Below are 13878 nucleotides of genomic sequence, written 5' to 3' on the forward strand. Positions count from 1 at the left end.
CAGCCCAAACCCCCGGCGCGTCAGCGCCCCCGACCCCCGCCCACCCAAGTGATCGACGCGCGAAGCGCGGAGAGCGGCGGAGCCGCAAGTTTTGACTTCGTGCCCCGGAGCGAAGCGGAGGGACACGAAGTCACGAGCGAGGCGCCGCTTTTTTGCGGAGGAGCGAAGCGGGGGAGCAAAAAAGCGGCGCCTCGCGAGCCGGCGACGAAGTCGCCCAAAAAGCAGCACCCCGGACCGATCCCGGCCCGGGGCACTTCACACCGCCGAAGCGGCAGGCAACACGTCGAGTCGAGGATCAGCCCTCGTTCGTCACCCAGCTCATCATCTTGCGGAGCTCCTTGCCGGTGGTCTCCAGCTTGTGCTCGGAGTCCGCCTTCACGTACTCCTTGTACTTCGGCAGACCCGCCTCGTACTCCGCCATCCACGCGGTCGCGAACGAACCGTCCTGGATCTCGGCGAGCACCTTCTTCATCTCGGCCTTGGTGTCGGCCGTGATGATCCGGGGGCCGGTGATGTAGTCGCCCCACTCGGCGGTCTCCGAGATGGACCAGCGCATCTTCTCCAGGCCGCCCTCGTACATGAGGTCGACGATGAGCTTCAGCTCGTGCATGCACTCGAAGTAGGCGATCTCCGGCTGGTAGCCGGCCTCGACCAGGGTCTCGAAGCCCGCCTTGACCAGCGCCGAGGCGCCGCCGCAGAGCACCGCCTGCTCACCGAACAGGTCGGTCTCGGTCTCCTCGGTGAAGGTGGTCTTGATGACGCCGGCACGGGTGCCGCCGATGCCCTTCGCGTAGGAGAGGGCGAGCGCCAGGCCCTGGCCCGACGCGTCCTGCTCGACCGCGACGATGCACGGCACGCCGCGACCCTCTTCGTACTGCCGACGGACCAGGTGGCCGGGGCCCTTGGGGGCGACCATGCACACGTCGACGTTGGCCGGCGGCTTGATGAAGCCGAACCGGATGTTGAAGCCGTGCCCGAAGAACAGCGCGTCGCCGTCCTGCAGGTTGGGCTCCACGGCCTCGGCGTAGACCTTCGCCTGGACCGGGTCCGGGGTCAGGATCATGATGACGCTCGCCTCGGCGGCGGCCTCGGCGGGAGTGACGACCCGCAGGCCCGCCTCCTCGGCCTTGGCGCGGCTCTTCGAGCCCTCCAGCAGACCGACCCGCACGTCGACACCGGAGTCCCGCAGCGACAGCGCGTGGGCGTGACCCTGGCTGCCGTAGCCGAGCACCGCGACCTTGCGGTTCTGAATGATGGACAGGTCGGCGTCGTCGTCGTAGAACAGCTCGGCCACTTCGGGGTTCTCCTTCAAGACTGGGTTTTCGGGGCCACGCCCCGCTCGTCATCTTCGCAAATCACGAACGAACCGCGTGCCGCCGGTTTGAAATGTGGACCATGACGGTCCGTCAGAACCGAGGTCCGGACATATCCGTCAGGCCGAGCGCTCCACCGACCGCAGCGAACGGTCGGTGATCGAGCGTCCGCCGCGGCCGATCGCCACGACGCCGGACTGGACGAGTTCCTTGATGCCGAACGGCTCCAGCATGCGCAACATCGCGGCCAGCTTGTCGGGGCCGCCGGTGGCCTCGACGGTGACCGCCTCGGGCGAGACGTCGACCGTCTTGGCGCGGAAGAGCTGGACGATCTCCACCACTTGCGAACGCGTCTCGTGGTCCGCGCGCACCTTGACCAGCAGGAGCTGGCGCTGCACCGACGCGGGCGGATCCAGCTCGACGATCTTGAGCACGTTGACCAGCTTGTTGAGCTGCTTCGTGACCTGCTCCAGCGGCAGTTCCTCGACCACGCTGACCACGATGGTGATCCGCGAGATGTCCGGATGCTCGGTGGTGCCGACCGCGAGCGAGTCGATGTTGAAGCCCCGACGCGAGAACAGCGCGGTGATCCGGGCGAGGACACCGGGCTTGTTCTCGACAAGGACCGAGAGGGTGTGCTTGGACATGATCGCTGGACTCCTATGCCTTCCTGATGCCCTGTCGGCCTGTCAGTCGTCCGAGTCGCCGAAGTCGGGACGCACGTCGCGCGCGGCCATCACCTCGTCGTTGGAGGAACCCGCCGCGACCATCGGCCACACCATCGCGTCCTGGTGGACGACGAAGTCGATGACCACGGGAGCGTCGTTGATCGACATCGCCTTGTGGATGATCTCGTCCAACTGGTCCGGGCTCTCGCAGCGCAGCCCGACGCAACCCATCGCCTCGGCGAGCTTGACGAAGTCCGGCAGCCGGCGGCTCTGCAGGTCGGTGTTGGAGTAGCGCTCGTTGTAGAAGAGCGTCTGCCACTGGCGGACCATGCCCAGGGTGCCGTTGTTGATGATGGCGACCTTGATCGGGATGTCGTTGACCGCGCAGGTGACCAGTTCCTGATTGGTCATCTGGAAACAACCGTCGCCGTCGATCGCCCACACCGTGGTGTCCGGCATGCCGGCCTTGGCGCCCATCGCGGCGGGCACCGAGTAGCCCATGGTCCCGGCGCCGCCGGAGTTGAGCCAGGTGTACGGCTTCTCGTAGCGGATGAACTGCGAGGCCCACATCTGGTGCTGGCCGACGCCGGAGGCGAAGATCGTGTCCGGGCCCGAGATCGCGCCGAGCCGCTCGATCACCAGTTGCGGCGACAGCGAGCCGTCCGCGGGCACGTCGTAGCCCAGCGGGTAGGTCTCGCGCCAGCGGTTCAGCGCGGTCCACCACTCCTGGTAGTCGCCGAACCGGCCCGCCTCGTGCTCGGCCTGGACCGCGACCACCAGGTCGGCGATCACCTCGCGGGCGTCGCCGACGATCGGCACGTCCGCGGTGCGGTTCTTGGAGATCTCGGCCGGGTCGATGTCCGCGTGCACGATGGTGGCGTACGGCGCGAAGGTGTCCAGCTTGCCGGTGACCCGGTCGTCGAAGCGGGCGCCGAGCGCGAAGATCAGGTCCGACTTCTGCAGCGCGGTGACCGCGGCCACCGTGCCGTGCATGCCCGGCATGCCCAGGTGCTGCGGGTGGCTGTCCGGGAACGCGCCCAGCGCCATCAGCGTGGTGACCACCGGCGCGCCGGTCAGCTCGGCGAGGATCTTCAGTTCGGCCGACGCGTGCGCCTTGAGCACCCCGCCGCCGACGTACAGGACCGGGCGCTTGGCCTCGCTGAGCAGCCGCGCGGCCTCGCGGATCTGCTTCGCGTGCGGCCGGGTGACCGGGCGGTAGCCGGGCAGTTCGGGGGTGCCGTTCCAGACGAAGTCGGTGGTCGCCTGGAGCGCGTCCTTGGAGATGTCGACCAGGACCGGGCCGGGCCGGCCGGTGGAGGCGATGTGGAACGCCGCGGCGATCGTCGGCGCGATCTCGGCCGGGTCGGTGACCAGGAAGTTGTGCTTGGTGATCGGCATCGTGATGCCGCAGATGTCCGCCTCCTGGAAGGCGTCCGTACCGATCGCGGCGCTGGCCACCTGACCGGTGATCGCGACGATCGGCACCGAGTCCATGTGCGCGTCGGCGATCGGCGTCACCAGGTTGGTCGCGCCGGGGCCCGACGTGGCCATGCACACCCCGACCTTGCCGGTGGCCTGCGCGTATCCCTCCGCGGCGTGACCCGCGCCCTGCTCGTGCCGGACGAGGATGTGGCGCACCTTCGTCGAGTCCATCATCGGATCGTAGGCGGGAAGAATCGCGCCCCCGGGGATGCCGAAGACCGTGTCCACCCCTGCGGCTTCCAGGGAGCGGATCAGCGCTTGGGCTCCTGTCACCTGATCGGTCATGCTTTCGTCTCTTCTCGATCTGAAGTCGGCATATCGAGTGGGGCGCGAGGCCCGGACCCGTCGGACTGCAACAAAAAACCCCCCGTGCCGTTAGGCAAGCGAGGGGGGCGCGCGAACCGACTCGGTGGTCAGTGCACGCGCTTCTCAAGTACGAGGATGCGGGTCTGCATGCCCGCGACTCTCCCTCCGCGCCCGTGTACGTGTCAAGCCGGCTCTTCACGCGTCTCAGTATTCGAGACTCTTTGTCCAGGACTGACGGGACGTCATGGTTTCGGCCGGCCCCGGTGCCGCCGCGGACACCCCTGCGGTCACCACCTCGGACACCGACGCGGACGCCGGCGCCGCTCGGGGCCCGCCGCGGCCACACTCACAGCTGCGACCTGGGCACCTGGACCGGCAGCGGCGCGCGCGCCTCCGGGAGCGGCTCCGGACGCGGGCCGCGCACCGCGCTGTTGCCCAGCGGCGTCTGGCCGAGCACATCGAAGATCGTGTCCCCGGACACCGCCGGGTGGAACCAGTTGCCCTGCCCCCGCTGACAGCCCATCTCGCGAAGTATGTCGACCTGCGCGTGGCTGTCGATGCCGGCCGCCACCAGGGTCAGTCCGGATTCCAACCCGAGGCGCACGATGGTCGAGGTGAGCACGGTCAGGTGTGGACACGTGCCGACCTCGGCGACGAACGAGCGGTCGATCTTGAGTACGTCCACCGGCAGTCGGCGCAGGTAGGTGAGCGAGGAGTGGCCGGTGCCGAAGTCGTCCAGGGACAACCGCACACCCAACCGGCGCAGCACCGCGATCCGGCTCAGCAGCAGTTCGTCGCCGTCCGGCAGCACGTTGTCGGTGATCTCCAGGGTCAACGCGCCGGCCGGCAGATCGGCACCGCGCAGGGTCTCCTCCAGCACGTCCAGGAAGCCGGGGCCGGTGAGTTGGCGGGCCGCCAGGCCGACCGTGACGCCGATCTCGTGCCCGGCGGCCCGCCAGGTGGTCGCGGCCAGCGCGCTCTCCTCCAGCAGCCTGCGGCCCACCGCCGAGAGTCGGCCGTCCACGCCCGCGGTCAGCCGGACGTGGTCGGCCCGGCCGGGCACCACGCCGTCCTCGACCCGACACAGCGCCGCCTCCACGTCGCGCACCCGACCGGTGTCCAGGTCCACCACCGGTTGGTACGACACGGCCAGCCGGCCGTCCCGGTCCACCCGCCGGCGCCCGGCGGCGCGGGCCGCGCGGCGCTCCACGTCGGCGTCCATGTCGGGGGTGTAGACCTCGACCCGGCCCTTGCCGCCGTCCTTGGCCCGGTACATCGCGGCGTCCGCGTGCCGCATCAGGTCGGCCGGTGCGATGCCGGGCGCGGAGAAGGCGATCCCGATGCTCGCCGCGACGCGTACCTCGCCGTCGGCGATCCGGTACGGCGCGGACAGCGTGGAGAGCAGCCGTTCGGCGATCTCCCGGATCGCCCGCGGGGTGGGGTCGCCGACCAGGAGCGCGGCGAACTCGTCGCCGCCGAACCGGGCCACGGTGTCACCGATCCGAACCGCGTGTTCGAGCCGGCGCGCGGCCTGCACGAGCAGTTCGTCGCCCGCGGTGTGCCCGTAGTTGTCGTTGACGGCCTTGAACCCGTCCAGGTCGACGAACAACACCGCGATGGTGGGGGTGATCCCGCGCCGCTGGGCCAGCGCGTGCTGGATCCGGTCCTCGAACAGGGCCCGGTTGGGCAGGTCGGTGAGCCGGTCGTGGAAGGCGTCGTGCTCCAGTTGGGTCTGCAACTTGATCCGGTCGGTGACGTCGCGGCTGTTGAAGATCAGCCCGTCGCCGTAGCGGTTCACCGCCGATTCGGTGTGCAGCCAGGTGCCGCCGGCCGAGCGGATCCGACATTCCACCCGCACCATCGCGGTGTCCGCCTCGCCCACCGGCACCGCGCCGTCCAAGAACGCGCGTAGTTCGCGCTGTACCCGCGCGCTCTCCTCGGGATGGATGAGCAACTCCAGCCGGGTACCGACCAACTCCTCGGGCTCGAACCCGTACACCCGGCGCACCGCGTGGCTGACGTACTGGAGCACGCCGTCGCTCGCCGCGATCATGATCACATCGCTGGAGCCCTGCACCAGGGACCGGAAGTGGCTCTCCTTCGCCGACAGTTCCTGGGCCATGAACACGTTGTCGACGAGTGTGATGCCCTGCCGCAGGACCAGGGTGACCAGTACGGTCGCGCCGACGCCGAGCACCACCTTGTCCGGCGCGTGGCCGGCCACCGCGCCGCCGAGCACGCCGGCGGTGCACACCGCGGCGGCGATGTAGGGGGTGAGCGCGGACAACATCGAGATGGTGCGGTGTCGGGGACGCTCGTGCGCCTCGACCCGGTCGCCGGTCCACGGCGCGATCGCGAGCAGCAGGCTGCCCGCGAACCAGCCCGCGTCCAGCAGTCCGCCCGAGCGGTAGCCGCTGTTGAGTCCGGGTGTGGTCCACAGCGCGTCGCTCATCACGGTGACCGCGAGGCCCACCAGCGCCAGGTTCAGTGCCGCGCGATCTCCCGAACCGGCCCGAAAACGCAATCCGAGGACCATGCTGATCATCAGGATGTCGAGCACCGGATAGGCGAGGGTGAGCACGATCTTGAGGATGTCCGAGCGATCCCCGTTGGTACTGCGGGCCAGCGCGAGACTCCAGCCGAGCGTGAACAGCGAGCCCGCGATCAGCCACCCGTCCAGCGCCATGCAGGTCCACGCCGCGATGCCGCGCGGGCGCTGCGCCACCAGGAGCAGGCCCACGATGGTGGGTGGCGCGAACAGCAGGAAGATCACGTCGGTGGGACCGGGCGTGGGCACCGGGACGTCCAGGACGACCTCGTACCAGCCCCAGATCCCGTTGCCGAGCGAGACCATCGTGGCGGAGAAGGCGAACAGCGCCCACGACAACCGGGCCCGACCGGATTCGCGCACGGCCTTGAGCGCGCAGGAGATCGCCGCCACGGCCGCCGCGGCCGCCAGGCCGAAGTCGCCCATCGCCAGCGACAAGGTCGGATTGCCCCAGCCCTGGAGCGCACCGATCGCGTACACGAGACACAGCGGCACGATCAGATACTTCAACTGCCGCTGCGTAGGGGTGTCGGCCAAGATCAGCAGCCGCACCGGGTCGTCGTGGCTCGGCCACTCCGGCAGTGGTCCCCCGGCATTCCGCACTCCCCTCTACCCGAAGTCGCCGCCACGGCGCTTCATGGCACTGCACCGGCCCTCACACCCCAGCCGTGAGGCGGGGCGGTCGGCGCCGGCGCGACGGGGGTGCGACACCCGACCGTGCGCGTCTCTCAACGCCCCACGACTCGGACGATACACCAACCCGTCACTGTGAGCTTGTCTTACTCAACACAGAGTAACTAATGATGGCCTGCATGGGAGTCCCTTCCCGTGCATTTGTGACAAAGTCCCGACACTGGACGGAAAAAGGGGCTCTGATCAGGGCAAACCTGGGAGTTTCAACGATCGCCCGGCGGCCTTCGCGGGGTCCGGAAGGCGGGCCGAGGCCCCGCCGGGGGCTCGGCGGGGCCTCAGTGCGGCCTCGGTGGGGCCGGATCGGTGGGCACTCGGGGTCGGCAACGCGGTGCGGTCCGGCGACACGCGCCGGCGACGGAGAACTCGGACGGCCGAGCGTGTGACCGGCGCGGAGGGCGCGGGCGGGTCGCTCGGCCGTGGGCACGGGTGGGCGCTCGACCGCCCTCGGATTTCGTGGCGCCCCCGGTCGGGTGCCCGGTTCAGTCGCGCTTGAGCAGGACCGCGCCCGGTTCGCGCGCCACCTCGGTGAAACCCTGCCCGATCAGGTGCGCGATCCAGTAGCGGGCCCAGTCCTTGTTGTTGCCCCACACCTCGATCGCCGCGTACCCGCGCCCGGGCAGCAGGGTCGGGAAGTCGGTCACCCGCCCCGCCCGCGAGACCAGTTGCGGCGAGAAGCTCATCGTGGCCGACACCGTCGCGCCGTCCGGAACCCGGTCGAGCACCTTGTGCGCCGAGCGCACCCGGTCCGGCACCGTATAGGTGCGCTTGTGCAGCAGGTCCATCAGCGGGAAGTCGCGCGCGAACGCCAACGACACCGCGAGCGGGACGATCGCGGCGTGGACCGCGTACCGGCGCAGCCAATCCACCCGCGACGCGCGCAACCGGACCACACCGTCCACGAACGCCGCGAACACGATCGGCATCAGGACCGCGCTGTAGTGGAAATACGTGCCCCAGTAGTACTCGTTGCTGGAGGTGAACCGCCACAACATCGTCGGCACGATCATCGCCAGGATCGGCGAACGCAGCGCGATGAACCCGGTGGGCAGCAACAGCGTGAACAGCGTCATCCACTTCACGCTGGGCAGCACCATCGACATGGGCAGTTCGATGACCAGCTCGGAGATCGGCACCCGGCCCAACGGCGTGGTGGGATCCGCGTTGCCGGAGCGCTGGCTGGAGTCGAGGTTGCCCCAGAACGCGTACGTGTCGTTGGGGTTGATCGCCGGCAGCAGCACGAAGATCGCCAGCACGAACGCCGACGCGCCGATCAGCACGTGCGCCGCGGCCATCTTCCAGCGGCGCAGCAGCAACAGCGGTACGGCCGCGGCGGCGAAGGTGAGCCCGAGGTCCTCCTTGACCAGGATCAGGGGCAACCACCAGGCCATCGCCGTGAGGTACCGGCCGAGCAGGAAGCGGTCCAGGCCGAAGGCCAGCAGCGGTACCGCGAACGCGATCTCGTGGAAGTCGAACGAGACGGCCGACTGGATGCCCCAGGACAGGCCGTACGCGATGCCGAGCGCGGCCGTGCCCCACGGGCCGAACGCGCGCGCGGCGATCCGGGTGATCGGCACGACCGAGATCGCCACCAGGAACGCCTGGGCGACCAACAGCGTGCTCGGACCGGGAAAGACCCGGTAGATCGGACCGAGCAGCGCCAGGATCGGGTGGAAGTGCTCGCCGAGCACATTGAAGTCCGGCGTCCGGATGTCCGACACGGGCGCCTCGAAGTTCGAATACGCCCGGACCACCTGCTCGAACAGACCCAGGTCGTAGGCGTGCGTCTCCATCCGGCGATGCCGCAGCAGCGAGTGCGTCGTGTAGATCACGAAGAACAGCGCGGCAAGCAGGTACGGCAGGGCGCCCGAGCCGATCCGTCGCCTGGCCCGCTCGACGACCGTGCGCAATCCGTGGTCGTGTTCACCCGTTCGGGGAGCGATCACCGCCGGTTCGACGACCGCCGGGGCGGCGGGCGCGGCGGCCGCCTCGGCGGTGTCGAGGGCCTCGAACCGCCTGTGAACAGCGCCGGGCGCCGTCCCCCTGTCTTTCATGTCTCTCCGTCCGGGTCGGCGTGCGCGGGCACACCGTACCGGTGTCGGCCCTTACTCAAAGCAGAGCGCGACCGGACGGTTTTTGTTGCTCAATCGCGCACGACGTTCGCCGGAGTCACCCCTTCGGACCAGCGTTCGAGCTGCTCGCGGATCAGCCGCAGGGCACGTGGGAGGAAGGCGGACGAGCTGCCGCCGACGTGCGGGCTGATCAACGTGCCGGGGGCGAAGCGCAGCGGGTGGTCGGCGGGCAGCGGCTCGGGATCGGTGACGTCCAGCGCCGCGCGCAGGCGGCCGGCGTCCAGTTCGGCGAGCAGCGCTTCGGTGTCCACGACCGGGCCGCGCGCGACGTTGACCACGAGCGCGCCGGCCGGGAGCCGGGCCAGGAAGTCGGCGTCGACGAGGCCGCGGGTGTCCTCGGTGAGCGGAACCGTCACGATCACCACGTCGGCCCGCGGGAGCAGTTCGGGCAGCTCGGCCATCGCCCGGACCGGTCCGTGCGCGCCGGCCCGGGCGCTGCGGGCGACCCGGACCACGTCCACCTCGAAGCCCTGGAGCCGGCGGTCCACCGCTTCGCCGATCGCCCCGTACCCGAGGATCAGCACGCTCTTGTCGGCCAGCGCCGGATAGAACCCCGACCGCCACTCGCCCGCGTCCTGGCCGCGCACGAAGGTCGGGATGTCGCGCAGCGCGGCGAGGGTGAGGGTGATCGCGAGTTCGGCGGTGCTGGTCTCGTGGATGCCTCTGCCGTTGCACAGCAGCACACCGGGCGGCAGGTACGGCAGCACGTGTTCGTAGCCCGCGGTCAGCGTCTGGATCATCCTGAGCCGGGGCATGTCCGCGATCCGGGCGAGCGGTTCGCGGTCGAAGGTGTACGGCAGGACGTACAGCTCGACGTCGGCGGCGGTGTCCGGCACCGGGCCGTCGAAGCCGTCGTAGACGTCGACGATCGAGGAGCCGCCGCCGAGTTTGCCGGGGAGCGGGGCGAGTTGTTCGAGGGTGTACGGAACCCAGATCCTGCCTTCGGTGACCATGGCAGGAACTCTAAATGTCGTGTCGGGCCCCTCCCTCGCGGGCCCGGGCCGCTTAGGGTCGAGGTAACCCGAGAAGGTGGTGTTTCCGGTGCGCACACGCCGTCCCAAGGCTCGTTGGCCCGCCCTGGCGCTCGCCGTCGCGATGGCGGCCGGACTCACCGCGTGTGGTGGTGACGGCGGCTCGTCGGACGGCAAGGCCACACCGGGTGGCTCCTCCGCGCCGGTGGCCGGGACGCAGCCGCCGAACGTGCCGGCCGGGCCGACCGCGGCCAAGGTCGCCGAGCCGGTCGTGGCCGGCGAGTTGGCCCGGAATCTGAACACGCCGTGGGGCGTGGCGGTGCTGCCGGACAAGGACGCGCTGGTGTCCTCGCGCGACACGGGCACGATCACCCGCTTCGGTCCGGGCACACCGACGCCGGTGGTGGTGGGCACGGTGCCGGGTTCGGTGCATCGCGGGGAGGGGGGTCTGCTCGGGATCGCGGTGTCGCCGAGCTTCGCGACCGACCACTTCCTGTACGCGTACCTGACCACGGAACAGGACAACCGGATCGTCCGGATGACGTACGTGCCGGGGCAGCCGTTGGGCGGCCCCGAGGTGCTGGTCTCCAAGATCCCGGCGGGCTCGAACCACAACGGCGGCCGGATCGCCTTCGGCCCCGACGGCATGTTGTACGCGGGCACCGGCGAGGCCGGCCGCAAGGCCCTGGCGCAGGACGTCTCCTCGCTCGGCGGCAAGATCCTGCGACTCACCCCGGACGGCAAGCCGGCGCCCGGCAACCCGTTCCCTGGCTCCCCGGTGTGGAGCCTGGGTCACCGCAACGTCCAGGGCCTGGCCTGGGATTCGACCGGGCGGCTGTGGGCGGGCGAGTTCGGCCAGGACACCTGGGACGAGCTGAACCTGATCCGCTCCGGCGCCAACTACGGCTGGCCGGAGGTCGAGGGCACCGGCGACGACCCGCGGTACATGAACCCGGTCGCCCAGTGGGCCACCGACGACGCCTCCCCGAGCGGCATCGCGATCCTGGGCGACGTCGTCTACCTGGCCGGCCTCAAGGGCGAACGGCTGTGGCAGGCCCCGATCCTGGGCTCCACGGTCGGCACGCCGAAGGCGTACTTCCAGGGCAAGTACGGTCGGCTGCGCACGGTGCTGGTCGTCTCGGGCGAACTGTGGTTGACCACCAGCATGACGGACGGCCGGGGCAGTCCGCGCAAGGGCGACGACCGCGTCCTGCGCCTCGTGTTGAACTGACCGCCGGGGTCAACCGGCGGCGGCCGCGCACAGGTCGGCGAGTTCGGTCAGGGTGCCCTCGAAGTCGGCGGTCAGGCCGGCCAGGATCACCCAGGCCTCCGGGTTGGGGCCGATCCGCTTGCCGAGTCGGGCCAGTGCCGGGCGGGCGCTGCCCGGGGCCCAGTGGTAGGCGTCGATCGCGACCAGGGCCTCGAACGCGTGCCGGGCCGGGCGGGCGTACCGGACGACCTCCTCGGCATCCAGCTCGCCGGAGGTGACCGCGGCGACGAGCCAGGAGTGCCACGGATCGAGCGGGGTGTCGCGAAGCCGGTCGGCGGGTGGCCGGCGGTGCTCGGGTATGGGCGGTTCGGCACGCGGTCCCCGGTCCCAGCGGGCGCGCAACTCCCGTAGCGGGGTCGGGTCCTCGGCGGCCAACGCGGCCTGCGCGGTGACCCTGATCCGCTCCGGGAACAGCTCGCCGTGGCGGCCCAGGATGTCGGCGGTCACGCTCGGGTCGGCGCGCTCCCACAGGCTCAGCACGATGTCGATCCAGTCGATCCGGCGCAGCTTGCGGGCCTCGCAACCCGGCAGCGCGTGGTCCACCAGCGCGGGATCGCCGGACAGCGCGTACGCCTCGGGCTCGCCGCCGAAGGGCGGCTCGTTGAGCAATTGGGCGCGCAGCTCCGGGTGCATCGGGACGCGGGGGCGGTCGGCCCGGCGGCCGGCGTAGATCTCGCGGCGCAGTTCGGCGGTGACGCCGGAGCGGTTGTCCACCAGGAGTCGGTCGAGCCGGTCGTCGCCGAGGTCCTTGAGCAGGCCGGCGTAGTGTCGGCCGATGCTCTGGTGCTCGGCGAGCGCCGCGAGCAGCGCGTGGTGTTCGCAGCGCAGCGCCGCGTCGGCGACGTTCGGCAGCGGCGGGATGTTGCCCGGGAGCAGCGCGACCGCCGCCGCGTCGTCGAGGTGCGGTATCAGGGTGGTGAGTTCCTCGGCGGTGAGCCGGCGGAGCAGGAAGGCCATGGACGGCCGTACGGCCGCGGGCACCCGGATGGCGGCCTCGCCCGTGTGCGTCCTCGCGTCCGCGAACAGCTCGGGCAAGGTGCCGGCGTGGCGGCCGAGGGTGCGGGCCACGTGCGCCCAGGCGGCGGGGTTGGTGCCGAGCGTGTCGACCACCTCGGGCCGGAGCAGTTCGTGGATGGTGGTCTCGCCGGTGACGTAGGCGTGTTCGCGGGAGACCACGGCGAGCACCTGGGCGGCGACGCGCGCGGGTCGCATGCGGTCCAGGATCTCGCGCGGCGCCAGCACACCGGCACGCAGCGCGGGTCCCACCTGGTCGAGCGCCTCGGTCCGGGTGACGGGCACATCCGGCCGGTGCAACACGCTCACGGACCCGGCGCGGCGAGCGGTGTACGCGAGCAGCGGATGCGCGCGCAACAGCGCGAGCTTGCGCTCCACCGCCACCCCCGCGCGCCGCAACTCCCGGCGCCCCAGGTCGAGTACCTCGTTCGGACCGCCCGGCGGATCGAGGACCTCGTCCTCACCCTCCGGCGGAAACACCCAGGCCACCACCGGATACCCACCGGCCTCGATCAACCGACACAACTGCGCCGCGGTCAGCCGCGGATTACCCGCGGCCCGCACCACCTCTTCGGCACTCCCACACGCGGCGATCGCCTCCACCAACGCATCCGACAAACACACCTCACCCCCCACCCAGGCATCCGCCCCCCGCACCCCCACCAACCGCGCGAACACCCCACCCACCTCGTCCGCGCCCAACTCCCGCAACACCAGCCCCAACCCCTGCCCCATGACTCCCCTTCCCTCCGCCCCCACGCTAACCCCCACCACCCCCACCCCCTCCGCCCACCACCACCCCGCCCGCACCGGCGACAGACGCGTGCGCGGGGGACGCGGCGCAGCAGCAGCGGAGGCGGAGGCGGGCCCGGACGCGCCCGCAGACGCCACGGCATCGACAGAGCGAGCGGTAGCGGTCGTCGCGGGCGCAACGACGTCGGCGACACACGCGGCAACACCCGGCACGAGAGGTAGCGAACACGAACACAGCACCGGCGGGCGGAGCGGCGACGGTTGGCGCCGTCGCAGCGGACGCGGCCGTCGCGGACGCCACGGCATCGACGGCGCGAGCGATAGCGGTCGTCACGGCCGCAACAACGTTGGCGACACACGCGGCAACACCGGACACGAGAGGCAGCGGACGCGGCCACAGCACCGGCGGGCGGGCGCGACAGGTTTTCAAGGCGGAGTCGTAAATCGGCCCGGCCCCGAGAATCAGTCCAACGCGGCGGGAAGCGCACTGACGCGGCCGTCGCGCGCAATGGTCAAGGTGACCCGCGGCCTACCCCCGAAGCCCAACCCCCAGGCGCGTCAGCGCCCCCGACCCCCGCCCACCCAAGTGATCGACGCGCGAAGCGCGGAGAGCGGCGGAGCCGCAAGTTTTGACTTCGTGGCCCGGAGCGAAGCGGAGGGACACGAAGTCACGAGCGAGGCGCCGCTTTTTTGCGGAGGAGCGAAGCGGGGGAGCAAAAAAGCGGCAGATC

The 13878-nt window shown here is 70.7% G+C and carries 7 protein-coding genes and 1 pseudogene; 1 reads left to right on the plus strand and 7 read right to left on the minus strand.

Annotation, left to right across the window (positions count from 1 at the left end; genetic code table 11):
* Positions 1–295 precede the first annotated feature (295 nt).
* The 6 genes and pseudogenes from ilvC to ACZ4FV_RS17525 form a co-directional block, all read right to left on the minus strand.
* Complete coding sequence (ilvC, locus tag ACZ4FV_RS17500; protein ID WP_395873462.1) at positions 296–1294, minus strand: ketol-acid reductoisomerase; 999 nt, start codon at positions 1292–1294, stop codon at positions 296–298.
* Positions 1295–1432: 138 nt separating this feature from the next.
* Positions 1433–1960 carry an acetolactate synthase small subunit gene (gene ilvN, locus ACZ4FV_RS17505; protein ID WP_020556335.1) on the minus strand — a complete coding sequence of 176 codons (528 nt, stop codon included), beginning with the start codon at positions 1958–1960 and terminating at the stop codon, positions 1433–1435.
* A 42-nt stretch (positions 1961–2002) separates the two neighbouring features.
* A pseudogene (locus ACZ4FV_RS17510) lies at positions 2003–3775 on the minus strand (acetolactate synthase large subunit); the annotation flags it as partial.
* A gap of 340 nt (positions 3776–4115) precedes the next feature.
* Positions 4116–6869 carry a putative bifunctional diguanylate cyclase/phosphodiesterase gene (locus ACZ4FV_RS17515; protein ID WP_395873389.1) on the minus strand — a complete coding sequence of 918 codons (2754 nt, stop codon included), beginning with the start codon at positions 6867–6869 and terminating at the stop codon, positions 4116–4118.
* Between the two features lie 620 nt (positions 6870–7489).
* Complete coding sequence (locus tag ACZ4FV_RS17520) at positions 7490–9061, minus strand: DUF2079 domain-containing protein (protein WP_465322862.1); 1572 nt, start codon at positions 9059–9061, stop codon at positions 7490–7492.
* An 89-nt stretch (positions 9062–9150) separates the two neighbouring features.
* Positions 9151–10092 carry a 2-hydroxyacid dehydrogenase gene (locus tag ACZ4FV_RS17525; RefSeq protein ID WP_395873391.1) on the minus strand — a complete coding sequence of 314 codons (942 nt, stop codon included), beginning with the start codon at positions 10090–10092 and terminating at the stop codon, positions 9151–9153.
* A gap of 142 nt (positions 10093–10234) precedes the next feature.
* Here ACZ4FV_RS17525 and ACZ4FV_RS17530 point away from each other — a divergent pair, with 142 nt between their 5' ends.
* Positions 10235–11341 carry a PQQ-dependent sugar dehydrogenase gene (locus tag ACZ4FV_RS17530; RefSeq protein WP_465322865.1) on the plus strand — a complete coding sequence of 369 codons (1107 nt, stop codon included), beginning with the start codon at positions 10235–10237 and terminating at the stop codon, positions 11339–11341.
* A 9-nt stretch (positions 11342–11350) separates the two neighbouring features.
* On the opposite strand, the gene ACZ4FV_RS17535 is transcribed toward ACZ4FV_RS17530, so the two are convergent.
* The gene (locus ACZ4FV_RS17535) at positions 11351–13129 is read right to left on the minus strand and encodes a hypothetical protein (RefSeq protein WP_465322863.1); all 1779 of its coding nucleotides are present in this window, start codon (positions 13127–13129) and stop codon (positions 11351–11353) included.
* Between the last annotated feature and the right edge of the window lie 749 nt (positions 13130–13878).

This window comes from Embleya sp. NPDC025285 (assembly GCF_055558835.1).

Coding starts and splice junctions, on each gene's coding strand:
- ACZ4FV_RS17535 (WP_465322863.1), bottom strand. CDS start 13,129: ATGGGGCAGGGGTTGGGGCTGGTGTTGCGGGAGTTGGGCGCGGACGAG.
- ACZ4FV_RS17530 (WP_465322865.1), top strand. CDS start 10,235: ATGGCGGCCGGACTCACCGCGTGTGGTGGTGACGGCGGCTCGTCGGAC.
- ACZ4FV_RS17525 (WP_395873391.1), bottom strand. CDS start 10,092: ATGGTCACCGAAGGCAGGATCTGGGTTCCGTACACCCTCGAACAACTC.
- ACZ4FV_RS17520 (WP_465322862.1), bottom strand. CDS start 9,061: ATGAAAGACAGGGGGACGGCGCCCGGCGCTGTTCACAGGCGGTTCGAG.
- ilvN (WP_020556335.1), bottom strand. CDS start 1,960: ATGTCCAAGCACACCCTCTCGGTCCTTGTCGAGAACAAGCCCGGTGTC.